Raw genomic sequence first — 26,242 nt, forward strand, 5'->3', positions numbered from 1 at the left:
CGTGCGACCCTACGCGGAGAAGGCCGAAAAGCCGTCGGGTGGCGGTGGTCGCGGCCGTCACCGGGAGCGGCGAGCGGTGGGCGGAGGCGGACGGTGGATGGTGGACAGCGGACGGTGGATGGTGGACAGCGGACGGTGGATGGTGGACAGCGGACGGTGGATGGTGGACAGCGGACGGATGGTGGAGGCGGACGGCGGGCGGAGGGACAACCCTAAGACCGGACGCGTTCTGCACGCGAGTATGGACGACGAGCGCAGACGCGTCCTCGACCTCCTGTGCGAGGACGCCCGGTACACGGCGGAGGACGTCGCCCGACAACTCGACCTCGCCCCGGAGGACGTCGAGGCCCACGTCGAGGCCCTCGAAAACGCGGGCGTCGTGCGCGGCTACACCGCGGTCGTGGACTGGGCGGCGCTCGACGACGGGATCGTCGAGGCGAAGGTCGAGTTGAACGTCGAGCTCGACCGCGAGACGGGCTACGAGGACATCTCGCGGCGGATCGCCAAATTCCCCGAGGTGACGGCGTTCCAGCTCGTCAGCGGCGACTACGACTTCGCCCTGGAGGTGCGCGCGGACACGATGAACGCCGTCTCGCGCTTCGTCTCCGAGGAGATCGCGCCGATCCCCGAAGTCACGCAGACGGTCACGCACTACGTCATGGAGACCTACAAGGACGACGGAATCGAGTTCGACGACGGCGAGACGGACGACCGGCTCTCCTACTCCCCATGAGCCGCCTCTCCGAGCGCGCGGAGCGAACGCCGCCGTCGGGCATCCGGCGGTTCTTCGAGATCGCAGAGGAGATGGATGACGTCGTCTCGCTCGGCGTCGGCGAACCCGACTTCAGCGCGCCGTGGCCCGCCCGGAAGGCCGCCATCGACGCCTTAGAGCGCGGGCAGACCTCCTACACGTCGAACCGCGGGCGGCGCGACCTCCGCGAGGCCATCGAGGCCCACGTGACGCGCTACGGCCACGAGTACGGCGCGGACGAGGAGATACTCGTCACGACGGGCGTCAGCGAGGCGATGGACCTCGCCATGCGCGCGCTCGTCGACCCCGGCGACGTCGTCGCGGTCGCCGAACCCGCCTACATCTCCTACGGGCCGGACGCCTCCTTCGCGGGCGGCGAGGTCCTGCGCGTCCCGACGCGCGCCGAGGACGAGTTCCGCCTCACCTACGACGCCCTCGAACGCGCCGGCGCCGAACGCGCCGACCTCCTCGTGCTCTGCTACCCGAACAACCCGACGGGCGCCGTAATGGACGCCTCGGGGCTCGCCGAGGTCGCGGAGTTCGCCCGCGAGCACGACCTCTTCGTGCTCTCCGACGAGGTGTACGCCGCGCTCACCTACGAGGGAGAACACGACAGCATCGCCACCCAGCCCGGGATGCGCGAGCGCACCGTCGTCTTCAACGGCTTCTCGAAGGCCTACGCGATGACGGGGCTGCGCCTCGGCTACGCGATGGGGCCCCCGGAGGTCATCGACGGGATGAACCGCATCCACCAGTACACGATGCTCTCCGCGCCGACGACCGCGCAGGCCGCCGCGCTCGAAGCCCTGGAGAGCTGTGACGACGCCGTCGTCGACATGCGCGAGCAGTACGACCGGCGGCGGCGCTTCGTGCTCTCGCGCTTCCGCGAGATGGGTCTGGAGTGCTTCGAGGCCCGCGGGGCCTTCTACGTCTTCCCGTCCGTCCCCGGCGACGACGAGGCGTTCGCGGAGGAACTCCTCCGCGAGGCCGAGGTCGCGGTCGTCCCCGGGCGCGTCTTCGGCGACGGCGGCGAGGGCCACGTCCGCGTCTCCTACGCGCGCTCGCTCCCCGAACTCCGCGAGGCGACCAACCGCATCGAGGACTTCCTCGCCGAGCACCGATGAGTGCCGCGCGGGCCGTCGAGGCGACGGCGGACGCACTCGCCTGCGCCGACACCGCGGTCGCGTTCACCGGCGCGGGCGTCAGCACCGCGTCCGGAATCCCGTCGTTCCGCGGCGAGAACGGCGTCTGGAACGGCGCGTACGACCCCGCGGACTTCCGTATCGAGCGCTTCGAGCGCGACCCCGCCGGGTTCTGGGTCGATCGGGTCGACCTCCACGAGGCGATGTATCCGCCGGACGTCGCGCCGAACGCCGCCCACGACGCCCTCGCCGCGCTGGAGGACGCGGGCGTCCTCGACGCCGTGATCACGCAGAACGTCGACGGCCTCCACGCGGCCGCCGGGACGGATACCCTCCTCGAGATCCACGGGAACGCCCGGCGCTCCGTCTGCGTCGACTGCGGCGAGACGGTCCCGACGGGTGACGTCCGCGAGCGCGTCCGCGACGATGACGGCGATCAGCCACCGCGCTGCGCCTGCGGCGGCCTCCTCAAGCCGGACGTGGTACTGTTCGGCGAACGCCTCCCCGACTGCTTCAGCGAGGCGCGACGGCTCGCCCGCGAGGCGGACGCCTTCCTCGTCGCGGGGTCGTCGCTCACCGTCGCACCCGCCTCGACGCTCCCCGAGATCGCGGCGCGGGACGGCACGCTCTGCATCGTGAACGACGAAGCGACGCCGCACGACGACGCGGCGCTCGCGGTCTGCCGGGCCGACGTCACGGACGTCCTCCCGACGATGGCGGATCGACTCGCGTAAACGACCACGGGTCGGGTGACCCGTGGAACTCTCGCTGTTTTCTTTAGAACTCGTACTCGTCGCCGAGCGAGCGCTCGCTCGTCTCGCGCATCTCCGCCTCGAACTCCTCCATCTCGGCCTCCTCGTCGTTCCCCGAGGTGACGTCGTAGACGTTCAGCCCCGTCGAGAGCAGTTCCTCGACGGCTTCCTTGCGGTTGAGGAACTCGCCCTCGTCGACGAGGCGGTCGATCTCGACTTCGAGGTCGCTCGGGAGGTCAACTTCGGCGGTGGGCATCGTGACGGGTGGTTCCCGCGCGCGACGTTTCAACCCTCCGGCCCGGCCGCGTCGCCCGCGTCCCGCGAGTGCCCGTAGACGGTCCCGACGAGGACGGCGACGACGCCGACGGCGAGGACGGCACCGAGGACGAACGGCGGCCACGGCGCGAGGACGTAGAGGGCGGTCATCGCGGGCGGCCCGACGGTCCGGCCGAGGCTCCCCGCGCTCTGCGTGACCCCGAACGCCGCGCCCTGCTCGTCGGCGGGCGCGGCGGCGGAGACGAGCGTCGTGAGGGCGACGTTCAGCAGGCCGTTGCCGACGGAGAGGAGGGCGAGGTCGACGAGGAGGGCGACGAGCGCGGGCGTGAGCCACGCGGGCGCGCCGGCGAGGAGCGACGGCGGGACGAGCGCGGCACCGAGCGCGGGCGTGAACGGGACGACGGCGAGCGAGGCGACGAGCGCGAGCGCGCCGACGACGGCGAGGGCGTCGTCGCGGTACCGCCGCGAGAGGCGGCCGACGACGACCGCCTGATTCACGACGCCGAGCACCCCGATGTACGTGAGGAGGAGCGCCGTCTCGGCCTCGCCGTAGCCGAAGGTGTCGGCCGCGAAGGGGACGAAGACGACCTGCATCCCCGAGAAGGCGACGGAGACGAGGAGGAAGGTCAGGACGTACGGTCGGAGGGTCGGCGAGCGTGCGGCGTCGAGGAAACCGGCGACGACGCCGGTTCGCTCCGCGGACGCGGTGCGGTGGCGCGACGGCTCCGGGAGGAAGGCGTACGTGGCGGCGCAGGCGAGGACGGCGAGGCCCGCGGCGGCGAAGCTCGGGAGGCTGAAGCGCGTCGCGGGGACGAACGCGGGGAAGCCGTCGCGGGCCGCGGCGACGACGGGGTCGCTGGCGAGGAGGCCGCCGAGCGCCGGCCCGAAGACGAAGCCGAGGCCGAACGCCGCGCCGATGAGGCCGAGCGCGCCCGCGCGGTTCTCGCGGGTCGTGACGTCCGCGACGTACGCCTGCGCGGTGGCGACGTTCCCGCCCATCGCGCCGGCGACCATCCGCGCGACGAAGAGCGTACCGACGCCGCCGGCGACGCCGAAGAGGGCCTCGAACTCCGCGCCGAGGCCGAACAGCGTCCACGCGATGGCGCTCCCCGCGACCGAGAGCATCAACACCGGCCGTCGGCCGTGCTCGTCGCTGAGGCGGCCGAGCAGCGGCGCGAAGACGAACTGCAACAGCGAGTACGACGCCGCGAGCAGGCCGATGTAGACGTCGCTCACCCCGAAGCTCCGGACGTAGTAGGGGAGGATGGGGACGATGATGCCGAAGCCGAGGAGGTCGATGAAGACGATGGCGAGTACGGTGGCGAGCGCGCGTCGCGGCTGCTCGACCCCGTTCGTCCCGCCGCCGGGCTCATCGTCACCCCGGACGGCGTCGCTCGCGTCCGCGCCCGCGTCCGCACCCGCATCCGTCTCCACGCTCGCGGCCGCCGCCTCCGGCGCGCTCACCGCACTCCTCCCCCGTTCCGGTCGTCCATACCGCGGCGTGCACCCGCCTGCGCCAAGACGGTTGCGACCGCGGCGACGCGAACCGGTCGATACCTAAGGGTCGGGTGCGTACGTCCGCCCGACGACCCGCACGGGGACAGCATGAGTGCATCCGACGACGACCTCGACCTCGCGCGCGTCCTGGATGCGCTCAACGACGCGGACTGTCGTGCCTTCCTCCGTGCGCTCGAAGAACCAATGACGGCGAACGAACTCTCGGAGGCGTGCGACGTGCCACTCTCGACGACCTACAGGAAACTCGAACTGCTCACCGACGCGACGCTCGTCGACGAGGAGACGGAGGTCCGCTCCGACGGCCGACACCGCTCGCGCTATCGGACGGCGTTCGACTCCCTCGAAATCGCGTTCGACGACGACCACGACCTCGACCTCGACGTCGAGCGTCCCGCGCGTGGCCCGTCCGAGCGCCTCGCGGACATCTGGGCGGAGGTGCAAAAGGAGACGTGACCCCGATGGGAATCGGACTCGCCACCCTCGTGACGGTCCTCAAGACGGTGACGCTGCTCCTCGGCGGCGCGATAACGTACTTCGCCTACGAGGCGTCGATACGCACCCACTCGCGCTCCATCCGCCTGCTCGCGCTCGGCTTCGGCGTCGTCACCGTCGGCGCGCTCATCGCCGGCTTCGTCGACACCCTCCTCCACGTCGACCCGATGCTCGCGCTCGTCGTCGAGAGCGGGTTCACCGGCGTCGGCTTCGCCGTCATCCTCTACTCGCTCTACGCCGAGGACTGAATCGGCCACGTTCGCGCCGGAATCGACGGCTTCTCACCGGCGAAGGACGAACGCGGCACAACGCGGACGCCACGGACATGACCGACGGAACGCCCACTCACGACGAGCACGACGGCACGGACGACGAGCGCGACGGCACCCACGACGGCTGGGACGGCAACGGTACGCACGACGACGGGCCGGTCGACCGCGAGCAACTCGCGCACGCGACCCGCCTCCTCCTCGACGCCATCGGCGAGGACCCCGGCCGCGACGGCCTCGTGGAGACGTGGGAGCGCCGCGTCCCCGCCGCCTACGAGGAACTCACGCGAGGCTACCGCGAGGACGAGCGCCCGACGATGCGGACCTTCGATACCGAGACGGACGACCTCGTCGTGAAGACCGGCATCCCCGTCTACTCGCTCTGCGAACACCACCTCCTCCCCTTCCACGGCGTCGCGCACGTCGCCTATCGGCCCGACGGCGAGGTCGTCGGCCTCTCGAAGCTCGCGCGCTACGTCAAGTGGGCCTCCCGCAAACTCACCGTCCAGGAGCGCCTCACGCGCGACATCGCGGAGGGTCTCGACGACGCCATCGGGCCCGACGCCATCGCCGTCGAGCTCTCGACGACCCACCTCTGCGAGGCGATGCGCGGCGTCGAGGCGCACACGACCACGACCTCGCGCGCGACCGTCGGCGACCTCACCACGGACGAGCGCGAGCGCTTCCGCGACGCCATCGCCGCCGAGCGCTGATGGAGCGCACCGTCGGCGACACGGTCGTCCGCGGCCTCGACGTCGACCCCGAGACCCGCTGTGCGCACTACGACACCGCACGCGACGTGGTCGCCGTCCGAGCCGCGTGCTGCGACACGTACTACCCCTGCCGCGCCTGTCACGACGCCGTCGCCGACCACGACCACGAGGTCGTCCCGCGCGACGCCTTCGACGACCCCGCCGTCCTCTGCGGGGCCTGCGGGGCGACGCTCACCGTCCGCGAGTACGCCGACTGCGACGACGCCTGCCCCGCGTGCGGACACGCGTTCAACCCCGGCTATAAACGCCACTGGAGTCGGTACTTCGCCGAGCGGTAGCCGCGCCGCTCGACGCGGTGGCAGGCGGAAAGGAGCGCGCGGAACGGGACGGACGGCGATACCCTCGGCTCCGGGTGATGCGACAGTAAAAGTGCCCACGAACGCGTCGCGCTCGTGAGCGAAGAGGTGAGCGGGACGCCGCGTCCCGCTCGCCCTCGCGTCGCTTACGCTTCCGCGAGATTGCGTGAGACGCTCGCGCGCCTCACTAATGCTTGCCTCGGCTTACGCCTCGGCAAGCACGGGGGCGAATCGGAGATTCGCCATCCCTCACGTCGCTTACGCTTCCGCGAGATTGCGTGAGACGCTCGCGCGCCTCACTAATGCTTGCCTCGGCTTACGCCTCGGCAAGCACGTCGTCGAACTCGCCGTCGTCGACGCGGGCCTTGAAGCCGCGCGCGTCCTCGCCCTCGATGGTGACACCGAGCGAGACGCAGGTGCCCGCGACTTCCTTCGCGGCGTTCTTCGTGTCGTACGCGAGCAGGTCGGACTGCTTCTGCTCGGCGATGGACTTCAGCTGCTCGATGGAGAGGTCCGCGACGAAGTCGTTCTGGGGCTCGCCGGACCCGGTCTCGAAGCCGGCCTCGTCCTTGATGAGCTCCGCCGTCGGCGGAACACCGACGTCGATGGAGAAGGAGCCGTCCTCCTCGTACTCGACGGTGACGGGGACCTCCGTGCCGTCGAAGGCCGCGGTCTGGTCGTTGATCTCCTGGACGACCGCCTGCACGTCGACGGGCGTGGGACCGAGCTCCGGGCCGAGGGGCGGGCCGGGGTTGGCCTGCCCGCCGGGGACGAGCACTTCGATGGTATCAGCCATGCGTGGACGCAATCGCGCGTCGGATTTAAACCGTTCGAAAGTCGCCGCTCACGCGGGCCGTGCGTCGCCCCCTCACGGGAGACTGACGCCCTGTCGCGCGAGGTAGTCGCTCACCGCACGAATCTCGACCGGGCTCCCGATTATCCGCACGACGCCGTCGCGCTCGAACAGCGTCACGGTGAAGCGCTCGTCGAGGGACGCATCGAGGCCGTCGAGCACCTCGACCGGGAGGACGATCTGCGTGCTGTCCCGGTAGCGCGACGGGTCACCCATACCGGTCGTGTCTCCCGAGCCGCCGAATAAACGTGTCGAAGATAGTGAGAGACCCGCGCGACGCCCGGACGAAAGTGCTTTCCGGCGAGACGGCCCACGTTCGACCAATGGGACTGGAGGCGGAGATCGAGGAACTCGAAGAGGAGATAGCCAACACTCCGTACAACAAGTCCACGGAAGCGCACATCGGCCGGCTGAAGGCGAAGCTCGCGGACAAAAAGGAGAAGCTCGAGGCCCAGCAGGCCGGCTCCGGTGGCGGCGGGGGCTACTCCGTCAAACAGCAGGGCGACGCGACCGTCGCGCTCGTCGGCTTCCCCTCCGTCGGCAAGTCCACGCTCGTCAACGCCCTCACGAACGCCGACAGCGAGGTCGGCGCCTACGAGTTCACGACGCTCGACGTCAACCCCGGGATGCTCAAGTACCGCGGCGCGGACATCCAGATTCTCGACGTCCCCGGGCTCATCGAGGGAGCCGCGGGCGGGCGCGGGGGCGGGCGCGAAGTCCTCTCCGTCATCCGCTCGACCGACCTCGTCGTCTTCGTCCTCTCCGCCTTCGAAATCGAGCAGTACGACCGGCTCTACGACGAACTCTACGACAACAAGATTCGCCTCGACACCGAACCGCCCCACGTCCGCATCTCGAAGAAGATCAAGGGCGGCATCGACGTGAACACCTCCGGGGACCTCGACCTCGACCACGACACCGTCCGACAGGTCCTCCGCGAGCAGGGATACGTGAACGCGGACGTCACGATTCGCGGGAACCCGGACGTCGACGAGCTCGTCGACGGCGTCCTCGACAACCGCGTCTACCTCCCCTCGCTCGCCGTCGTCAACAAGACGGACCTCATCGAGCCCTCCTACGTCGACACGGTGAAGGCCGCCCTCGAAGAGCGCGACATCGACCCCGACGAGGACGCGGTCTTCATCAGCGCACACGAGGAGAAGGGCCTCGACGCCCTCAAGGAGCGCCTCTGGACCGAACTCGACCTCATCCGGGTCTACATGGACAAGCCGGGTCGCGGCGTCGATTACGACGAACCGCTCATCCTCAGACGCGGCGAGACGGTCGACGACGCCCTCGATAAGCTCGGTGGCGACATGGACGACCGATTCCGGTTCGCGCGCGTCACCGGCCCCTCCGCGAAACACGACGACCAGCAGGTCGGGCGCGACCACGAACTCGAGGACGAGGACGTCCTCCGGCTCATCGTTCGCCGATAGGGCGTCCACGCGACCGGGGCCGGAAGCCCGCGACGGCACACGCGTGCCGTGTGCCGCCGCCGAACGACCGAAAGACCCTCGTCGCGGGCGCGCGAAGCCCGCGTATGTCGCGTCGTCGCGCCGCCCGTCGCCTCCTCCTCCTCTGCGTCGTCGGCGCGCTCCCGTGGACGGTCATCCGCTGGAGCGGGGACGCCGGCGTGCAGTACGGGGCCTTCTTCGCCTACGGCCTCGGACCGCTCCTCGGCCCGCTCGGCGAGCGCTTCACGTACCTTCCGCGCTATCTCGCGGTGGCGATAATCGACACCTACTGGCGACAGGCGTGGCCGACCGGGGCGTTCCTCTACGCGTGCGCGCTCGGGAGCGCCGCGCTCGGGCTGCTCGGCCGCGAGGACCGCCGCGTCACCGCCGGCCTGCTCGTGATGAGCGGCGGGGCGGAGTTGCTCTACGGCCTCGGCCTCGCGGGGTCGCGCTCGGACCTCCTCGTGCTCCCCGTCGCGCCCCTGCTCTGCTGGGGTGTCGCCGCGCTCTGCTACCGGGACGGCCTGCGACGCCTCGTCTACCTCCGGCCGGCAGAGGCCTGAACCGCCGACGCCGGTACGCTTAACGCCTCCGCGGTCCACGCCTCGACCATGAGCGAGAGTGACTACGTGCTCGATCACGTGATGATGCGCGTCGGCGACCTCGAGGAGTCGCTGGAGTGGTACCAGAACCACCTCGACTACGTCGAGTACGGCCGCTGGGAGGCCGAGACGTTCACCAACGTCTACCTCGGCCCCGAGGACCGCGGCGAGGAGGACGCCGTCCTCGAACTGACGTACAACCACGACACGAGCGAGTACGACATGGGCGACGCGTGGGGCCACATCGCCGTGCGCGTCGAGGACGTCTTCGAGGCCTACGAGGAGCTGATGGACGAGGGCGTCGAGGACTACCGGGACCCCGAGTCCTGCGGCGGCTCCTACGCCTTCGTGACGGACCCGGACGGCCACGAGGTCGAGATCGTCGAGCGCGACCACGGCCAGAAGTGGAGCCTCGACCACACGATGATCCGCGTCGAGGACGCCGACGAGGCGCTTGGCTTCTGGACGCGGAAGTTCGAGTACGAACCGGACGGCCGCTGGGAGTCCGACTCGTTCGCCAACTACTTCGTGAAGCCCGCGGGGGCGAGCGAGCGCGCGATGACCGTCGAGCTCACCTACAACTACGACGGGCGCACCTACGAGGACGCCGACGGCTGGGGCCACCTCGCGGTGCGCGCCGACGACCTCGGCGACGCGTGGGACGAACTGATGGAGCGCGAGGCCGAGGACTACCGGGACCCCGAGTCCTGCGACTGGAACTACGCGTTCACGAAGGACCAGGACGGTCACGAGATCGAGGTCGTGACCCCCGACACCGACGTGATGGACGACTAACGGCTCTCGGTACCTGTCGGTGAACGGGAACGCGCGGTCGGCGGCCGTCGCCGACCGAGAGGCGCGAGCGAGCCCCCGTTAGCTCCCCTCGTCGAGGGGTGCGGGGCCGACGTGTTCGGCGACCCAGTGGCGCTGGCGTTCGAGCCAGCGGCTCCCTTCCTCGGTGACGACGTAGGCGTTCGTTCGGCCGTCGGCGTGGCGTTTCTCGACGAAGCCGCGCTCGCAGAGCGCGTCGAGGTGATGGTAGAGCTGCTCGCTCCGAATCTCGGCGTCGTGGTACGCCTCCAGTTCCCGTTTGATGTCCTGCCCGCACGGGTCGCCGTAGTCGACGACCAGCACGAGCATCTCACGTTGCAGGGCGTGGAGTGTCCGCATCGAGTGACAGTTTCGCGGGCGGTGTTATCAACTTATTGTGATCCGGGCCGGGTGCCGGGAGCCGAACCGACCCGCACGGACCCGCGCCCTCGCCCGTCACTCGGCCGTCGTGAGGTCGGCGGGCGCGCCGGCGAGCCCGCGGAGGGCCTCGGCCTCGACGTGGTGGAGGTCGCCGGGGACGATCAGCATGTGGAGCGGGTCGCCGAAGTCGGCGTCCGCGAGCGCGGCGAGTCGGTCCGCGCGGACGGTGGGGTCCGGGCTGCCGGCGCGGGCGACGACGACGCCGAGCGCGTCGGGGTCCCAGGCCTCCGCGAGCAGGCCGGCGGCGTAGTCCGCGCTCATGTACTCCTCGAAGTCGGGGTCCGCGCCCTCGGGGCCGCGCCCGACCTTGATGTCGAGGTAGCAGAGCGTGTGCAACCCCCGAGCGCGGTTGTCCTCGATGGTCTCGGTCACCGAGCCGGGGACGACGTCGGCGCCGTGCGCCCACTCGAAGGGGAGCGTCGTCGCCTTCCCGAAGCGGTAGTTCTGGAGGCCCGTGAGGCTGGACGCGGCGGACTCGGCCGTCGGGGCGTGTATCACGCGCGTCTCGATGCCGCGCTCGTGGGCGCGGAGGCGCAGGTCGACGTGCGTCGTCGAGATCATCGTGTCGCCCGCGGTGAGGAAGACGGCGTCGCCGGACTCGGCGGCGTCGAAGATGGGGGCGGGCTCCTGCTCGACACCCGCGCGGTCCCGCACGTCGACCTCGACGCCGTGATAGGCCTCGATGTCGGCGACGTCCGCGCCGACGAGGTGGCTCGTGTAGAACTCCGCGAAGACCGCGCCGTCGTCCGCGTCGGCGATGGCGTCCCGCCCCTCGACGGTGATGGAGGACTCGTCGTAGAGGCCGAGTCCGACGAACGTGAGCATACGCGGGTGTGGGGTCGCGGCGTGGATACGGGTTTCGTTGCGCCGCGTGGGCGACGCGCCGGGACGTCGGACGCGAGGGGTCACCGACCAGCCCCCGTGCCCGCGGGAACGCCAGCCGTAAGGCCGCCCGGCGCGCACTCTCGCATATGTACGCGCCCTGCGTCCGCGTCCCGACCGAGGAGGGCGAAGCGACGCGCCGCCGCCTCGCCGACGCCGACCTCGTCGACGAGTCCTACGACATCGTCGTCGACGACGGCGCGCTCTACATCCCCGTCGTCGACTCCGACGCCGTCCCGGACGACTTCGCGGTCGTCGAGCGCGACGTCCCCGAGCGCGAGACCCCCACCTCGCCCGCGGACGTGCTCGGCTTCGAGCCGTCGTACGAGCGCCTCGGCGACGTCGTCATCCTCGACGAGGACGACCCGGCGCGCGCCGCGCGAATCGCGGACGCCATCGTCGAGTCGAACGTCCGCGCCGAGACCGTCGTCAACCGCGCCTCGAAGGTGAAAGGCGAGACGCGCGTCCGCGACTGGGACGTCCTCGTCGGGGAGAGCACGGAGACCGTCCACCGCGAATACGGCTGCGAGTTCGCCCTCGACATCGCCGAGGTGTACTTCTCGCCGCGCCTCGCCACCGAACGCCACCGCGTCGTCCAGCAGGTCGAGGCGGGCGAGCACGCCTTCGACATGTTCGCGGGCGTCGGTCCCTACGCGATTCCCATGGCGAAAGCGGGTGCCGAAGTGGTCGCCGCCGACATCAACGAGACGGCCATCGACTACCTCCGGGCGAACGCCGCGCGCAACGACGTCGCGGGCCGAGTCACCGCGCACGCGGGCGACGTGCGCGACCTCACGGCCGACTACGCGGGGTGGGCCGAGCGCCTCGTGATGAACCTCCCGCACACGGCACAGGAGTTCCTCGACGCCGCCGTCGCGCTCGCGGGCGAGGAGTGCCTCCTCCACTACTACGACATCCAACACGAGGACGCGCGCTACGAACCCGGCGAGGCCGCGATTCGCGCCGCGGCCGAACCCGACTACGACGTGACGGTGGAGACGCGTCACACCGTCCGCTCGTACGCGCCACACGAGTACAACGTCTGTCTCGACGTGCGGCTCAGGCGACGGTGACCGAAGGGAACGGTCGCCGAACGAGCGAGCGCGAACGGACGTGAGACGCGAGCACGCGTGGTCCCGAGAGGGACCACGTCAACTCGAACGGCGTAGCCGTGAGACCACGCGGCACTGAACGAAGTGACGTTCCGCGTCCAGTACGAGCGGGGAGCACGGCGACCCGCGAGCGACGCGACGGCGCGTCGGCGTGCGACGCCGTGGCGTGCGAGTGCCCCGCCGACCGCCCCCGATTCGCAAGCCTTATTCCTTCCATGCGGCTACGGAGAAGTGAGTACGAGCGCCCGACGCGGGCGACGTGCGCCGGAGTAGCTCAGCTGGCAGAGCGATTCCTTCGTAAGGAATAGGTCGAGGGTTCAAATCCCTCCTCCGGCTCTCCTCACTTCACTACGCTTCTGAGCGACGCCGCTCGTCGCCGTGTCCGTTTCGTGGCCTCGACCCGACGTGCTGAGGAGACAGCGCTATATCGGATGGGGGCGACCGATGCGTAATGAGTGTCGAGGAGCGGATCGCGGCGCTGCACGGCTCGGGAAAACGTGACGAAGCGGCCACGCTCGCGCGTGCGGCGTTGCGGAACGACGCGGTCCGCTCGGTCGAACTCGGGACGGACCGGGTCGACGTGACGACGGCGTCGTTCGTCGGCCACCACGCCATCGCGCGGTGGACGGACGGCGAGCCGGTCGTGGAGTCGGCGGGCGAGTACGCCCTCCGCGAGGACGAGCGCGTCGGGTTCGACGTCGGCGTCCTCCACGACCACGTTTTCGCGGCAATCGAGGCGGCGGAGTCGAACGACGGGCACGTCGGAGCGCGTGATGCGGTAGCGCGGGACGTGGCGTCCGAGGAGCGGGACGCGGTGACCGAGGGGCGTGACGCGCCACGCGCCGGCGACGCGAGCGCGGACGACCGGCGCGCGACGTTCTGAGTTTCAGTAGTCGTCGATGTGGAGGACGTCGTCGACGGAGCGCCGCGGGAGGCGCTCGGGTTCGTCGCCGCCGCTCTCGCCGAGGGCGATGAGGACGACGGGAATCTGGTCGTCGGGGAGGTCGAGGAAGTCGGCGACGCCGTCGAAGTCGAAGCCGGTCATCGGCGTGGCCTTCAGCCCCCGGGCGTGCGCGGAGAGGAGGAAGTTCTCGGCGGCGAGGCTGGCGTTCCGGATGGCGAACTCGCGGTCCGGGTCGTCGGCTTCCGCCTGCGCGATGCGCTCCGCTGCGTCGTCCTCGGTGATGCGGCCGGCTTCGGCCCACTCGGTGTAGACGCGCTCGGCGTTCCGCTCGCTCTCCGTGTGGCCGACGACGACGACGCCCGTGCCGGCGTCGCGGAGGTGGTCCTGGCCGAAGGCGAGGTCGACGAGGGTGTCGAGGCGCTCGTCGTCGCGGACGGCGACGAACTCCCACGGCTGGAGGTTGAAGGCGGAGGGCGCGAACGTCGCGTCGCGGACGATTTCGCGCAGCGTCTCCTCGCTCACGTCGCCATCGGGGTCGAAGTTGTGCCCCGAGCGGCGGGTGCGGATGGCCTCGACGGCCGCGGGGAACTCGGCGTCCGGTGCGTCCTCGCTGGCGGGCGACTGTCGTGTCATGGTCGAAGCTACGCAGAGTGTCCCATATCCCACACGGGGAAGCCGTCTTTCTCGCCGGTATGGGTCGTGTGAGCGGGGAACGGCCGTGGCGTGGTCGGTCCGAGTCGCGGCGAGCGTGACGGGCGCCCGTAGCTACAACTGCCGGGCGACCCTGCGGCCGATATGGACCGCGTGAATCCCGCGACCGGGGAGGCGCTCGGAGTGGTCGAGGCGGACGACGAGGCCGAGGTCGAAACCGCCCTCGAAACGGCCGCGGAGACGTTCGAGACGTGGCGAGACGTGCCGCTCGCGGAGCGCGAGAACCTGCTCTCGAACGCGGCCGACGTCCTCCGGGAGAACGAGACGGAGTACGCGGAGCTGATGACCGAGGAGATGGGCAAGCCGCTGGCCGCGGCGCGTTCGGAGGTCGAGAAGTGCGCGTGGGTCTGCGACTACTACGCCGAGCACGCGGGCGAACACCTCCAGGACGACCACATCGGCACGGAGCCGGGCGTGGACTCGTTCGTCGCGTACGAGCCACTCGGGCCGATTCTGGCCGTGATGCCGTGGAACTTCCCGTTCTGGCAGGTGTTCCGCTTCGCCGCGCCCCACCTCACCTCGGGAAACGTCGGGCTCCTCAAGCACGCCTCGAACGTCCCCGGCTGCGCCGCGGCCATCGAGGAGGTCTTCCGCGAGGCCGGCTACCCCGAGGGGGTCTTCCAGACGCTCCTCGTCGGCTCGGACCTCGTGGACGACGTGGTCGAGGACGACCGCGTGAAGGCCGTGACGCTCACGGGGAGCGAGCGCGCGGGTCGCGCCGTCGCGGAGACGGCGGGCGCGGAGTTGAAGAAGACGGTGCTCGAACTCGGCGGGAGCGACCCCTTCGTCGTGCTCGACGACGCGGACGTGGAGGCCGCGGCCGCGACGGGCGCGCGGGCCCGGACTATCAACTCGGGGCAGTCCTGCATCGCCGCGAAGCGCTTCGTCGTCCACACCGACGTCTACGACGAGTTCGTCGAGGCGTTCGTCGCGGAGATGGACGCCCTCGACGTCGGCGACCCGACGGCGGACGTCGACCTCGGCCCGCAGGCCCGCGCGGACCTCATGGACGACCTCCACGACCAGGTGGAGCGGAGCGTCGCGGCGGGTGCACACGTCGAACTCGGCGGCGAACCGCTCGACCGAGAGGGGTTCTTCTACCCGCCGACGGTGTTGACGGACGTCCCGCGCGATTCGGCGGTCGCCGAAGAGGAGGTCTTCGGCCCGGTCGCGCCGGTCTTCGAGGTCGCGGACGAGGCCGAGGCAATCGACCTCGCGAACGAGACCGACCTCGGGCTCGGCGGGTCGGTCTGGACGGCGGACCGCGAGCGTGGGACGCGCGTCGCCCGCGAAATCGAGAGCGGCACGGTGTTCGTGAACGAACTCACGAAGTCGGACCCCCGCCTGCCGTTCGGCGGGGTCGGTGACTCGGGCTACGGGCGCGAACTCGGCGCGATGGGCATCCACGAGTTCGTGAACCGCAAGACCGTCTGGGTACAGGACGCCGAAGAACCGGCTGACGGGCCCGCGGGAGAGTGACGGGGTTCTCCGGGCCGAAGAAACGACCGGTGAGACGCGAGCGAGCGTGACCCGGCCGCGGGAGCGTGCGCGGCGGGGCCGAGTTGCCCCCACACACCACTGCCGCAAGTGTTTCGACGTGAGGGACAGGGGCGAGGGAGAGAAGGAAGAAAGGAGGGGAGAGTGGGGGTGAGGGAGAGAAGGAAGAAAAGAGGGGAGAGTGGGGGTGAGGGAGAGAAGGAAGAAAAGAGGGGAGAGTGGGGGTGAGGGAGAGAAGGAAGAAAAGAGGGGAGAGTGGGGGTGAGGGTGAGGAACGTTGGAGAAAGAGAGGGGGCGAGCGAACGCGGCGACGCGTGTGAGGGCGAAACGCGTGGAGAGACGCCGTCACCCGCGAGCACGGCACAGTCTCGTGTCCCACGCCGTCGTCGCGGCGTGCCGAACGCGTCGCCCCCCACACACCACCGCTGCAAGTGTTTCGTCGCGATGGGTGGGGGTTGGGAGTGGGGGGGATAGGAGTGGACGGGACGCATCGAAAGAAGGGGATGGGGGAGAGCGGGACGTATCGGGAGAGGGTGACGGGAGTGGACGAGGTACGTCGGGGGTGGACAGAACGGACGAAACAGACGCGACAGTTGTAACAGTTGCATCGGTGGGTTTTAGCCGACCGGGTGACTCCGTCGGGGCATGACGGTGTTCGAGCGGACCCACGCGATCTTCGACGACGAAGACGTGCTCCGCGATGACTACCAACCCGAGCGGATCGAGGAGCGCGACGAGGAGCTAGAGGAGTACAAGGCGTACTTCCAGCCGGTCATAAACGGCAAGCAGCCCCGGAACATCTTCCTCTACGGAAAGACCGGCGTCGGGAAGACGGTCGCCACGAAGTACCTCCTCTCGCACCTCGAACGCGACGCCGAGCAGTACGACGACCTCGACGTCACGACGGTCTACCTCAACTGCGAACACCTCACCTCCTCCTACCGCGTCGCCGTCAACCTCGTGAACGAGCTCCGCACTGAGGGCGAGGAGATTTCGACGACCGGCTATCCCCGCGACGCCGTCTACGACATGCTTTGGGCGGAGTTGGAGAACGTCGGGGGAACGATACTCGTGGTCCTCGACGAGATCGACTACATCGGCGACGACGACAGCCTCCTCTACCAGATTCCGCGGGCACGCTCGAACGAGAACCTCCACGACGCCAAAGTCGGCATCATCGGCATCTCGAACGACTTCAAGTTCCGCGAGCAACTCGACCCCAGAGTAGAGGACACGCTCTGCGAGCGCGAGATTCACTTTCCGCCGTACGACGGGAACGAACTCCGGAACATCCTCGAGAAGCGCTCCGCGCTCGCGTTCGAGGACGGCGTGCTCTCCGAGGACGTCGTCCCGCTCTGCTCGGCGCTCGCCGCCCAGGACAGGGGGAGCGCGCGACAGGCGCTCGACCTCCTCTTCGAGGCGGGCGACCTCGCGCGGCGGAACGGCGACGAGAGCGTCACCGAACACCACGTTCGCAACGCCCGCGCGCGGCTGGAGAAACGCCAGATCGAGGAGTCGATGAAGGACCTGACGAGCCACGACCACCTCACCCTCTACACGATTACGGCGCTGACGGTGTTCGGCGAGGAGATGCCGGTACGCCGCCAGACGATCTACGACCGCTACGAGGACGTGGCGACGAGCACGGACCACGACCCGCTGGCGATGCGGAGCCTCCACGCGCACCTCTCCGACCTCGTGATGCTCGGTATCCTCGAACGACACGAGCGCAACGAGGGCCGCAGCGGCGGCGCGTACTACGAGTACGAACTCGGCGTCGACCTCGACGCGGTCGTCACGACCCTCGATGGCCTCGCCATCACGGGGAACCTCGACACCGACCGTCTCCGGGCCGCCGCAGTCCGGCAGGGACTCATCGACGCGTCCTAACGCCGGGTTCGACGCGCGGTGACGAGCGACCGGCGACGCCGCCTCGACCGCCGATACCGACCCACTCGACGACGCCGAGCGGCCGATAGACGGCCCGTATCAGGAGTCGAAAGCCGAGCCATCGTTCGCCCCCGGAGAGCGCGGAGCTCTTTTAGTGTGAATAGCTCTTGGGGTAGGTACAATTATTACTCCTACTATTACTAGCTAGCGTCTAGCTAGAAGAGAGAGAAGAAAGGGGGGACGAGGAAGGGAAGCGAGAGATGAGGAGTGAAGAAAGATGGGGGTGGGAGACGAGAGGCGAGAGAAAGAGCGTGTGGGAGCTAGTTCGTCGCTGCGATGGCCGCGGTATCCCGTCGTGTGGTGGGGCGTATTCCCCGCTGTTCACCACCTATGGCGACGGTATGGGACGACGCCGTTCTCGGCCGTCGCGGTCACCGCCGTCGGCCCTCCCACCGCTACCCTCCCACCCCACTCTCACGCCGAAACACTTGCAGCGGTGGTGTCCCCGGGGGCGACTCGCTCCGTGCCCGCCGGTTCCATTCACCAATCCACCTACCCACCTACCCGCCTATCCACCACCTACCAACCTACTCACCCATTCACCCCTCCCCCCCACCCACTCCCGCGTCGATACGCGAAACACTTGCAGCGGTGGTGTCCCCCCGGCCATCCCCGACCGACCATCGCCCCCACCCACACCGCACCCGAGAACACTTGCAGCGGTGGGGTGTGTGCCCCATCGACTCACCCAAAACTCATCTACTGCGGTCGGCGCGCGTCCACGACGACGGTATTCTCGCGGGCGCGACGACGGCATTTTCGTGGCGACAGCGACGACGCGACGCCCGCGGCGGCCGCAGCGTCACTCACGCTGACGCGCCGGCCGTGCCGTCACTCGTACGTGTGCGTGGCGAGCGTCGTCCCGTTCGCGGCGCGGACGGTCACGGTGTCGCCGCCGTTGTTCCAGACGGCGCTCCCGGCGGCCCAGTAGTAGTCGCCCCCACCGTCGGTGCCCGTGCCGGTGTGGAGCGTGAGCGACGCGCCCGGGGCGAGCGTCACGCCGTCGGGGAACGTGTAGACGTGGTCTGCGGCGTCGCTCACCCGCGCGCCCCCGAGGTCGAGCGTCGCGTCGCCCGTGTTCCGCAGGACGACGTACTCGTCGTTCAGGTTCTCGTCGTCCCGCCCCGCGGCGTCGGCGTGGACGTCGACGGCGATGGGGCCGTCACTCGCGCTCGTCCCGTCCGCAGACCCCTCGTTCGTGCTGCCGTCGTCCGTTCCACCCGCGCTGTCGTCCGTGCCGCTCGTCCCGCCGTCCGTCGCGCCCGTCGCGCACGTCCAGAGGCCGGTCCGGTTCTCGTAGGCGGCGCCCTCCGCGCGCTGGAACGCGGGCTTGCGCGAGAAGTCGCTATCGTCGTAGACCCGCGCGAGGCCGCGGTCGATCAGCGCCGCGTTGTGGTTCGTCCCGTTCACGTAGACGTACGCGAGCAGGCGGCCGTAGTAGCCCCGACGGTCGGTGTTCGGGTCGAAGGCGAGCGTGACGTCCGCCCCGGAGAGGCGCGAAGCCGTGTAGTCGCTCGCCTCGTGCCCCCACCCGCGGAGGCAGTCGCGGTTCGCGGACGTGTTCGCCAGCCCGCGGAACTCGCGGGGCGTGTTCTCGACCCAGACCTCGGGCGTGTCGACGCCGACCAGCCGAATCGTCTCCTCGCTCCCGTTCGCCAGGCGCACGTCGACGGTGTCGCCGTCCGCGACGTCGACCACGGTGGCGTTCAGCGTCCCCGCGAACCCCGTGTCGGTACCGACGCCCACCGTCCCGTTCGCGCCCGCGCCGGCGGTCCCGGTGGTCGTCGCGCCGTTCGCCGTCCGGTCGAGCGCCGTCGTCCCCGCGCCGCCCGTTCCGCCCGTCGCGCAGCCGGCCAGCGCGCAGAGCAGACAGAGGGCGAGCGCGATTCCGGTCTCGCGTCTCACGGCGGTCGTTTCGGGCCTCGCTCCTTAACGACCCCGGCCGCGGACGCGGCGCGCGCCCACGAGCAAGAGCGCGGCCAGCGCGACGCCGAGACCGAAGCCGGGCGCACCACCGGTCGTCCCCGCACCCGAACCGTCGTGTTCGTCGCCGACGCCGCCCGTCCCGTCACCCACACCGCCCGTCTCACTCCCGGTCCCGTCGCCCGCCGCGACCGCGACGGAGACGGTCCGGTCCGCGACGGTCACGGTGTGCGTCCCCGCGTCGGGGAACGTCACGACGAACGTCGCCGTCCGCGTCTCGTTCGCCACGAGGTGCGGCGTCCACGTCGTGCGCCGCTCGCCGTCGATTGCCACGTCGTAGGTCGCGTTCGCCGGCACGGCCGTCGGGTTCTCGACCGTCGCGCGCACGCCCACGGGCTCGCCCGCCCCCGCCCGCGTCCGGTTCGCGGAGACGTCGACCACGCGGGGCTCTGTGGGCCGCACGACGCGAACCGGTACCGCCCGCGGACCGAGTTCGACGACGTAGTCGCCGGCGTCGCGCGCCGCCGCGGACACCGAGACGGACGCCGTCGCGCCCGGGTCGAGCGTGCCGCCCGCGGCGTCGAGCACTTCGCCGTCGGTCGACGCGTCGTCGTTCGTCCCGTCCGCTGACGGTCCGCCACTCGTTCCGCCGCTCGCGTCCCCACCGGTCCCGCCGCTCGCGTTCCGCCGAATCGCCACCTCGTACGCGCCCGCCCGGTCGCCGGCGTTTCGCACCGTCGCTCGGACCGTCAGCGTCTCGCCGACCGCGAGCGTCGGCACCGACCCGGCCGTCGCGTTCCGCCACGGGCCCGCGACCGCGTAGCCGTCGTCCCCGAGCGCGTACGTGATCCGCGACGGCGTCGTCCCGAAGGCGCGCCGGTAGTCCGCCGCCGACCACGTCTCGGGCACCGCCTCGGTCCGCGTGTAGCGCGCCGCGGCGTCGCGGACGTCGTCGCCGCCGACCGACGCGACGGCGTCGAGGAAGTCGGTCTCCGTCACCGTCCCCGCGTCGTTCAGGCGCGCGAAGACGTCGGCGAAACTCCGCGTGCCGTCCGTGGCGAGCTGGATGCGCCGGTCGAGCGCCCCGACGACGAGCGCGCCCTTCCGGTAGTCCGCGGACGCGACCCACGTCGAGGGCTCGGCGAGCACCGCGTCAGCGACCGACGCCCGCGTCCCGCGCGCGAGGTGCGACCGGAAGGCGTCGTAGCCGATCCGCTCGTCCGCAAGCGCGAGGTACGCGGCGTAGTACTCGGCGCTCGCCTCGGTCAGCCACCGCGTTCCGGTCGTCGTCTCGAACGCCTGGCGGGTGTGGACGTACTCGTGGACCCAGACGTCCGCGGCGACGTCGAGGCGCGCGTCGGCGCGCACCCACGCGTCGCTCCCGCCGTACTCCAGGCCCTCCGTCGCCCAGCGGACGCCCGTCGGCGCGGCGAAGAGCCGAACGGTCGGGTCGCGCTCGCCGACCGCGAGCGTCCGCGAGGCCGACACGAGCGCGCCGAGGATTTCGCCGGGCGACTCGCGGAGCGACGCCGCCGCGGGGACGACGAGGCGGAGCGACTGCCCGGCCGCGCGGCGCTCGTACGTCTCGCTCGGGCCGAGGTACACCACGTTCTCGCCGGCGACGCCCGCGCCGTCCACGCGCGTCTCCCGGTCGAGCGTCACGTCGCCGCCCCGCCAGCGCCACTGCGTCCCGACGCGCGGGACGGGGACGAGCGCCCACGACCCCGTATCGACGAACGTGTAGCCGGCGCTCGATGCGTCCGCGCCGTCGGCTGCCGTCGGTTCGACGGTCGGCGGTTCGGCCGTCGTCGCGCCCGCGTCACTCGCGCTCGCCGCACTCGCCGTCGCTGAACGCGCCGCGCTCGCCTCGCGGGCGTCCAACCTCGTCCGCGTCCGGTTCGCGTCCACCGCGAGCGTCAGCGTCGGCCGCGCCGTCTCGCCGTCCCACCGGTAGCCGCCGTCGGCCGTCGCCGCGAAGCCGTCGGTATCGGTGACGGTGACGGCCGTCCCCTCCGAGGGGAGCGAGACGGTCAGCCCGGTGACGGGGTCCGGAACGTCGTAGGCGACCGTCGCGTCCACCTCGCCGGGCGTCTCCGGGGTCAACGAGAACGTCGTCGTCCGCGTGATGACGCCGTCGTCGCCCGCCGCACCCGCGACGCCGACGCCCGCGGGCGCACACGCCGCGAGGAGCACGACCGCGACGAGCGCCGCCCGCCACGCCTGTCGCTGCATGGCCCGTTCTCCGGTCGCCGGCGGCAAAGGCGTATCCACTCGCTCGGGTACAACAGGCGCTCCGCGAGCCCCGGAACCACCGTCCCGCTCACTCGGTCCGCGTCCGCACACCCGTCTCCCTCCCCCGAAGCGCGTCCGCGACGGCCTCCCGGAGCGCCGCGTCGTCGCCGCTCACGACGACGGTTGCGTCCGCGAGCGCCGCGAGGCGCGCGTTCGCGCCGACCTCGCGTGCGCCCTCGGGGACGACCACGACGTCGGCCTCGCGGACGCGCGCGGCGGCGCGCTCGAACGCCTCGTCGCTCACGGACCCGAAGGGCGGCGTCGTCACCGCGGGACGGTCAAGGCGACGCGCGGCCTCGTGGTCGAGTCCGCCGTCCACGACGGGGCCGACGGTGACGCGGTAGCCCGCGACCACGAGCGGGTCGAGGAGGCCGACGGCGGCGTCGCCCGCGCCGAGGACGTGGACGCGCGCGTCCCGTTCGCCGGGGTGGGTGAGGGGCGTGACCGACGGCGTGCCGGTCACGGGGTCGGTGCCGACGGCCGCGCTCGCGTCGAAGGCGTCGCGGAGCGCGTCGCGCGTCACCACCTCCGCGGGGGGGCCGGCGGCGTGGACGCGCCCGCCGGAGAGGACGACGAGGCGGTCGCAGTAGCGCGCGGCCAGCGCGAGGTCGTGAATCGCGGCGACGGCGCGTCGCCCCTCGTCGATGAGGTCGCGCACGAGGTCGAGCGTGCGGACCTGGTGGTTGACGTCGAGGCCCGCGGTGGGTTCGTCAAGGAGCGTCACGGGCGTGTCCTGCGCGAGCGCGCGGGCGAGGAGGACGCGCCGGCGCTCGCCGCCGCTGACCGCCGTGACCGGCCGCTCGGCGAGGTCGGTGAGCTCGCAGCGTTCGAGCGCGTCCTCGACGTGCGTCGCACCGTCCGCGTCGTCGGCGGGCCGGAGCCGCGAGCGGTAGGGGTGACGACCCATGGCGACGACGTCGCGGACCGCGAAGTCGAAGGAGAACGCGCTCGACTGGGGGACGACGGCGACGCGGCGGCTCGCGGCCTTCGAGGCGAGCGCGTGCACGTCGTCGCCATCGACGCGCACCGACCCCGAGTCGGGGGTGAGGTAGCCGGCGAGCGTCCGGAGGAGCGTGGTCTTGCCCGCGCCGTTCGGGCCGACGAGGCCGACGAGCTCGCCGGACTCGACGGCGAGCGAGACGCCGTCGAGGATTTCGGTGCCGCCGAGGGAGACGGTGAGGTCGCGCGCGTCCATCTAGAGCTCGTGCACCTCGCGTTTGCGGAGGAGGTAGAGGAAGAAGGGCGCGCCGACGAACGCGGTGGCGACGCCGACGGGGAGGCTGGTCGCGCCGAGGCGCGTCGTCGTGTCGACGGCGACGAGGAAGACGCCGCCGGCGAGCGCGCTCGTCGGGAGGAGGATGCGGTGGTCGGGGCCGACGAGGAGGCGCATCACGTGGGGGACGACGAGGCCGACGAAGCCGACGATGCCGACGAACGCGACGCACGCCGCGGTGACGACGGCGGAGACGGCGAGGAGGATGCGTTTGGTGCGCTCGACCTCGATTCCGAGCGCGTGGGCGTCCTCCTCGGAGAGCAGGAGGACGTTCAGGTCGCGGGCGTACGCGAGCAGGACGGCGAGCCCGAGGAGGACGACGGGGAGGGCGACGGCGACCTCGCTCCACAGCGTGTTCCGGAGGCTGCCCATCAGCCAGACGATGGCCTCGCGGAGGCTGTGGTCGTCGGTGCGGACGAGGAGGAGGCTGACGACCGCGCCGAGGAACGTCTGGACGGCGACGCCGGCGAGGAGGAGGGTGGCGACGGGGGTCCGGCCGCCCTCGGTGGCGATGGCGTAGACGCCGAAGGCGGCGAGGAGCGCGCCGCAGAAGGCGGCGAAGGGGAGGCCGAGCGGGAGGACGACGCCGGCGGCGATGACGACCACCGCGCCCGCGGCCGCCCCGGAGGAAACGCCGATTATCGCGGGGTCGGCCATCGGATTGCGGAAGAAGCCCTGCATCACGGTGCCCGCGCCGGCGAGGCCCGCGCCGACCACCGCGCCGAGGGCGACGCGGGGCATCCGGAGGGTCGTGACGACGAAGGGGTACGGGTCGGGGACGGCGACGCCGGTGGAGACGCCGAGCGCGTTGAGGACGCTGGCGACGACGAACCGCGGCGGGATGTCGATGGTCCCCATCGCGGCCCCGGCGACGCAGACGGCGACGAGCAGGACGGCGAGGGCGCTCGTCCACGCGGCGACGCGGAGCCGACCCAGTGGCATCGGTGACAAGTCGACTTGCAGTAGGTAAATACTTATTGAACAGGCGGTGACGGGAGGACATGAAACGACAGCTGTGCCTCGTCGCGCTCGTCCTCGTCGCCGCGCTCGCCGGCCCGACCGGCGGCGCGCTCGCCGCGACCGGGGACGACGCGCCGTCGACCATCGACGTGCCGACGGCCGCGACGAACAACACTACTGCGACGAACGAGACAGCGACGACTGACAACACTACCACAACGAACGAGACAGCGACAACCGACAACACCACTACGACGAACGGGACAGCGACGACTGACAACACTACCACAACGAACGAGACAGCGACGACTAACAACACTACCACAACGAACGAGACAGCGACGACCGACAATACCACTACGACGAACGAGACAACGACGACCGACAACACCACTACGACGAACGAGACAACGACGACCAACAACACCACGTACTCGACCGTTCCCTCGACCTGTTCGTACCCGTTCTCGTCGACGGACGCGACGGGGACGAACGTCAGCGTGGAGGGCGCACCGGAGCGCATCGTCGCCATCGGCCCGAGCGCGACGCAGACGCTCTGGGAAATTAGCGCGCAAGACCGCGTCGTCGGCATCCAACACTCGAGTTACATCGCGTACCTGAACAACGCGAGCGCGAAGCCGGACATCCCCGGAGACTTCGGGAAGGCGGACGTCGAATCCATCGTCGCGCAATCGCCCGACATGGTGTTACTGGCGAACATCCAGAGCAACACGACGGCCCAGCGACTGCGGCAGGCGGGCATCACCGTCTACAAGTTCGAGGCCGCGGGGAGCATCGAGGACATCTACGCGAAGACGCGGCTGACCGGCCACCTCGTCGGGAACTGCGCGGGCGCGGAGGACACGGTGAGCTGGATGCAGGACCGGCTCAACACGGTCGAGGAGGTCCGCGACCGAGCCGACAGCGCGCCGACGATGTTCTACCCGATGGCGGGGAGTTACACCGCCGGGTCGGGGACGTTCGTCTCGGACGTGATGCGCCTCGGCGGCGCGCGGAACGTCGCGCTCGACGCGGGCATCACGGGCTACAAACCGTACAGCGAGGGGTTCATCCTGAAGCAGTCGCCGGAGTGGCTCCTCGCCACGTACTCGCTGCCGGAGCACGGTGAGGCGCAGAACCTCCTCCCGAAGACCCAGGAGATCAACCAGACCGAAGCCTACCGCGAGGACCGCGTCGTCGCGGTGAACGCGAACTACCTCAGCCAGCCCGCGCCGCGCGTCGTCTACGCCATCGAGGAGATCGCGGAGACCGTCCACCCGGACGCGTGGGCGGCCGTCCACGACACGGGTCGCACCTACCACGACGACGACGATGACGACGACGTCGACTGGGTGGACCTCCAGGACGACGCGGCGACGAATGACGCGGCGACGAACGAGACGGCGAACGAGAGCAGCGCTGACGGGGCGGCGAACGCGGCTTCGCCCGTCTCCATCACCCGCTCGAACGGGAGCGTCACCGCGACCGTCCGCAACGCCACGGGGGCCGTCTCCTTCGACCTCGTGAACGCCAGCGCGGCGAACGCGAACACGAGCGTGAACGTGACGACGAACGTGACGGCGACGAACGTCAGCACGGCGAACGCGACGGTGGCGAACGCGACGGCCAACGCCACGGCTGCGGCGACGAACGCGACCGTCACGGCGCTCACGGGCGCGACCGTCTCGCTGCGCGCCGGCACGAACGCGAGCGAACTGTCGTTCACCGCGAGCGACCCGACGGCGACGGCACCGAACGCCACCCCGGCGCTCGACGCGCCGAACGCCACGCCGATGCGGTACTTCAGCGCGAACGTCTCCGGCGTCGACGCGGACGACCTCGACAACGCGACCCTACGATTTAGCGTCGCGCCCGCCGACCTCCCGAACGGCACCGACCCGGCGGACGTCGCCCTCTATCGCTATCACAACGCGTCGTGGGGGCCGCTCCCGACCGAGCACCTGAACGGGAGCGCGTACGTGGCGACGACGCCCGGGTTCTCCGCGTTCGCCATCGGGTCGACGAACGCGACGGCCGCCGAAAGCGAGACGACGACGACCGAGACGACAACCACGAGCACGTCGTCGGCGTCGCAGAACGACAGCGTGACGACGACGGCCACAAACGCGACGACTACGACGACCACCGCGAACGCGACGACGAGCGCGACGAGCACGTCCTCGGGGTCGTCGCCCGGCCTCGGACCGGCGGTCGCGGCGCTGGCGGTCGCGCTCGCCGCGTGCCTGCTGCGGCGGCGCTGACGCGCGCCTCCGACACGTTTTACCCACGGCGTCGACTAGTCCCGG

26 protein-coding genes and 1 tRNA gene are annotated in these 26,242 nt (G+C 70.7%); 16 read left to right on the plus strand and 11 right to left on the minus strand.

Annotated features, from left to right (window positions below; translation table 11 throughout):
* Window positions 1-241 precede the first annotated feature (241 nt).
* From IEX84_RS08530 to IEX84_RS08540, 3 genes are read left to right on the plus strand one after another with little or no spacing between them, the layout of a single operon-like run.
* Window positions 242-733 carry an Lrp/AsnC family transcriptional regulator gene (locus tag IEX84_RS08530; RefSeq protein WP_188871846.1) on the plus strand — a complete coding sequence of 164 codons (492 nt, stop codon included), beginning with the start codon at window positions 242-244 and terminating at the stop codon, window positions 731-733.
* Window positions 730-1,875, plus strand: a complete 1,146-nt coding sequence (locus tag IEX84_RS08535; RefSeq protein WP_188871848.1) for a pyridoxal phosphate-dependent aminotransferase — start codon at window positions 730-732, stop codon at window positions 1,873-1,875. The genes IEX84_RS08530 and IEX84_RS08535 overlap by 4 nt, the downstream gene beginning before the upstream one ends.
* Window positions 1,872-2,627, plus strand: a complete 756-nt coding sequence (locus IEX84_RS08540) for an SIR2 family NAD-dependent protein deacylase (protein ID WP_188871850.1) — start codon at window positions 1,872-1,874, stop codon at window positions 2,625-2,627. Before IEX84_RS08535 ends, IEX84_RS08540 begins: the two co-directional genes overlap by 4 nt.
* 43 nt (window positions 2,628-2,670) lie before the next feature.
* Here the strand turns inward: IEX84_RS08540 and IEX84_RS08545 are convergent, their stop codons facing one another.
* Window positions 2,671-2,901 (minus strand): ribbon-helix-helix domain-containing protein, encoded by a 231-nt coding sequence (locus IEX84_RS08545; RefSeq protein WP_188871985.1) that lies wholly within the window; start codon window positions 2,899-2,901, stop codon window positions 2,671-2,673.
* A 29-nt stretch (window positions 2,902-2,930) separates the two neighbouring features.
* Window positions 2,931-4,385, minus strand: a complete 1,455-nt coding sequence (locus tag IEX84_RS08550; protein WP_188871852.1) for an MFS transporter — start codon at window positions 4,383-4,385, stop codon at window positions 2,931-2,933.
* A 141-nt stretch (window positions 4,386-4,526) separates the two neighbouring features.
* On the opposite strand from IEX84_RS08550, the gene IEX84_RS08555 reads away from it, so the two are divergent.
* The 4 genes from IEX84_RS08555 to IEX84_RS08570 all read left to right on the plus strand — a co-directional run bounded on the left by IEX84_RS08555 (window position 4,527) and on the right by IEX84_RS08570 (window position 6,251).
* Entirely contained in the window at window positions 4,527-4,892 is a 366-nt protein-coding gene (locus IEX84_RS08555; protein WP_188871854.1) for a winged helix-turn-helix domain-containing protein, read from the plus strand.
* Window positions 4,893-4,897: 5 nt separating this feature from the next.
* Window positions 4,898-5,179 carry a DUF7521 family protein gene (locus tag IEX84_RS08560; protein WP_188871856.1) on the plus strand — a complete coding sequence of 94 codons (282 nt, stop codon included), beginning with the start codon at window positions 4,898-4,900 and terminating at the stop codon, window positions 5,177-5,179.
* Between the two features lie 77 nt (window positions 5,180-5,256).
* Window positions 5,257-5,913, plus strand: coding sequence for a GTP cyclohydrolase I (gene folE / locus IEX84_RS08565; protein WP_188871858.1), 657 nt, complete (start codon window positions 5,257-5,259; stop codon window positions 5,911-5,913).
* The gene (locus IEX84_RS08570; protein WP_188871860.1) at window positions 5,913-6,251 is read left to right on the plus strand and encodes a CHY zinc finger protein; all 339 of its coding nucleotides are present in this window, start codon (window positions 5,913-5,915) and stop codon (window positions 6,249-6,251) included. Before folE ends, IEX84_RS08570 begins: the two co-directional genes overlap by 1 nt.
* Before the next feature lie 334 nt (window positions 6,252-6,585).
* On the opposite strand, the gene IEX84_RS08575 is transcribed toward IEX84_RS08570, so the two are convergent.
* Window positions 6,586-7,065 (minus strand): 50S ribosomal protein L11, encoded by a 480-nt coding sequence (locus tag IEX84_RS08575; RefSeq protein WP_188871862.1) that lies wholly within the window; start codon window positions 7,063-7,065, stop codon window positions 6,586-6,588.
* 72 nt (window positions 7,066-7,137) lie between these two features.
* Window positions 7,138-7,338, minus strand: a complete 201-nt coding sequence (locus IEX84_RS08580) for a VNG_1110C family protein (RefSeq protein WP_188871864.1) — start codon at window positions 7,336-7,338, stop codon at window positions 7,138-7,140.
* A gap of 107 nt (window positions 7,339-7,445) precedes the next feature.
* Here IEX84_RS08580 and IEX84_RS08585 point away from each other — a divergent pair, with 107 nt between their 5' ends.
* The 3 genes from IEX84_RS08585 to IEX84_RS08595 all read left to right on the plus strand — a co-directional run bounded on the left by IEX84_RS08585 (window position 7,446) and on the right by IEX84_RS08595 (window position 9,976).
* On the plus strand, window positions 7,446-8,561 hold the full coding sequence (locus IEX84_RS08585; RefSeq protein WP_188871866.1) for an OBG GTPase family GTP-binding protein: 1,116 nt from the start codon (window positions 7,446-7,448) through the stop codon (window positions 8,559-8,561).
* A 104-nt stretch (window positions 8,562-8,665) separates the two neighbouring features.
* The gene (locus IEX84_RS08590; protein ID WP_188871868.1) at window positions 8,666-9,142 is read left to right on the plus strand and encodes a TIGR04206 family protein; all 477 of its coding nucleotides are present in this window, start codon (window positions 8,666-8,668) and stop codon (window positions 9,140-9,142) included.
* A gap of 48 nt (window positions 9,143-9,190) precedes the next feature.
* Window positions 9,191-9,976, plus strand: a complete 786-nt coding sequence (locus IEX84_RS08595) for a VOC family protein (RefSeq protein ID WP_188871870.1) — start codon at window positions 9,191-9,193, stop codon at window positions 9,974-9,976.
* A 78-nt stretch (window positions 9,977-10,054) separates the two neighbouring features.
* Here the strand turns inward: IEX84_RS08595 and IEX84_RS08600 are convergent, their stop codons facing one another.
* Together IEX84_RS08600 and dph5 are read right to left on the minus strand one after the other, a co-directional pair.
* Window positions 10,055-10,351 carry a helix-turn-helix transcriptional regulator gene (locus IEX84_RS08600; RefSeq protein ID WP_188871872.1) on the minus strand — a complete coding sequence of 99 codons (297 nt, stop codon included), beginning with the start codon at window positions 10,349-10,351 and terminating at the stop codon, window positions 10,055-10,057.
* A 96-nt stretch (window positions 10,352-10,447) separates the two neighbouring features.
* Entirely contained in the window at window positions 10,448-11,257 is an 810-nt protein-coding gene (dph5, locus tag IEX84_RS08605) for a diphthine synthase (protein WP_188871874.1), read from the minus strand.
* 146 nt (window positions 11,258-11,403) lie between these two features.
* On the opposite strand from dph5, the gene IEX84_RS08610 reads away from it, so the two are divergent.
* The 3 genes from IEX84_RS08610 to IEX84_RS08620 all read left to right on the plus strand — a co-directional run bounded on the left by IEX84_RS08610 (window position 11,404) and on the right by IEX84_RS08620 (window position 13,309).
* Window positions 11,404-12,387: a class I SAM-dependent methyltransferase gene (locus tag IEX84_RS08610; RefSeq protein WP_188871876.1), complete on the plus strand. Its 984-nt coding sequence runs from the start codon at window positions 11,404-11,406 to the stop codon at window positions 12,385-12,387.
* Window positions 12,388-12,689: 302 nt separating this feature from the next.
* Window positions 12,690-12,762 (plus strand) — tRNA-Thr (locus tag IEX84_RS08615).
* 115 nt (window positions 12,763-12,877) lie between these two features.
* Complete coding sequence (locus IEX84_RS08620) at window positions 12,878-13,309, plus strand: hypothetical protein (protein ID WP_188871878.1); 432 nt, start codon at window positions 12,878-12,880, stop codon at window positions 13,307-13,309.
* Between the two features lie 3 nt (window positions 13,310-13,312).
* Here IEX84_RS08620 and IEX84_RS08625 read toward each other — a convergent pair whose 3' ends face one another.
* Window positions 13,313-13,963, minus strand: a complete 651-nt coding sequence (locus tag IEX84_RS08625; RefSeq protein ID WP_188871880.1) for a nitroreductase family protein — start codon at window positions 13,961-13,963, stop codon at window positions 13,313-13,315.
* 162 nt (window positions 13,964-14,125) lie between these two features.
* On the opposite strand from IEX84_RS08625, the gene IEX84_RS08630 reads away from it, so the two are divergent.
* Window positions 14,126-15,520, plus strand: a complete 1,395-nt coding sequence (locus IEX84_RS08630) for an NAD-dependent succinate-semialdehyde dehydrogenase (protein ID WP_188871881.1) — start codon at window positions 14,126-14,128, stop codon at window positions 15,518-15,520.
* A 663-nt stretch (window positions 15,521-16,183) separates the two neighbouring features.
* Window positions 16,184-17,428 carry an orc1/cdc6 family replication initiation protein gene (locus tag IEX84_RS08635; protein WP_188871882.1) on the plus strand — a complete coding sequence of 415 codons (1,245 nt, stop codon included), beginning with the start codon at window positions 16,184-16,186 and terminating at the stop codon, window positions 17,426-17,428.
* A gap of 891 nt (window positions 17,429-18,319) precedes the next feature.
* Here the strand turns inward: IEX84_RS08635 and IEX84_RS08640 are convergent.
* The 4 genes from IEX84_RS08640 to btuC form a co-directional block, all read right to left on the minus strand.
* Complete coding sequence (locus IEX84_RS08640) at window positions 18,320-19,393, minus strand: lamin tail domain-containing protein (protein ID WP_188871883.1); 1,074 nt, start codon at window positions 19,391-19,393, stop codon at window positions 18,320-18,322.
* A gap of 24 nt (window positions 19,394-19,417) precedes the next feature.
* On the minus strand, window positions 19,418-21,643 hold the full coding sequence (locus tag IEX84_RS08645) for a hypothetical protein (RefSeq protein ID WP_188871884.1): 2,226 nt from the start codon (window positions 21,641-21,643) through the stop codon (window positions 19,418-19,420).
* A gap of 88 nt (window positions 21,644-21,731) precedes the next feature.
* Window positions 21,732-22,898 carry a heme ABC transporter ATP-binding protein gene (locus IEX84_RS08650; RefSeq protein ID WP_188871885.1) on the minus strand — a complete coding sequence of 389 codons (1,167 nt, stop codon included), beginning with the start codon at window positions 22,896-22,898 and terminating at the stop codon, window positions 21,732-21,734.
* Window positions 22,899-23,918, minus strand: a complete 1,020-nt coding sequence (gene btuC, locus IEX84_RS08655) for a vitamin B12 ABC transporter permease BtuC (protein WP_188871886.1) — start codon at window positions 23,916-23,918, stop codon at window positions 22,899-22,901.
* Between the two features lie 59 nt (window positions 23,919-23,977).
* Between btuC and IEX84_RS08660 the strand changes: the two genes are divergently transcribed.
* Window positions 23,978-26,197 carry a PGF-CTERM-anchored ABC transporter substrate-binding protein gene (locus tag IEX84_RS08660; RefSeq protein ID WP_188871887.1) on the plus strand — a complete coding sequence of 740 codons (2,220 nt, stop codon included), beginning with the start codon at window positions 23,978-23,980 and terminating at the stop codon, window positions 26,195-26,197.
* The last annotated feature ends 45 nt before the right edge of the window (window positions 26,198-26,242 follow it).

The sequence above is a fragment of the Halarchaeum rubridurum genome (assembly GCF_014647115.1).
Lineage (GTDB): Archaea > Halobacteriota > Halobacteria > Halobacteriales > Halobacteriaceae > Halarchaeum > Halarchaeum rubridurum.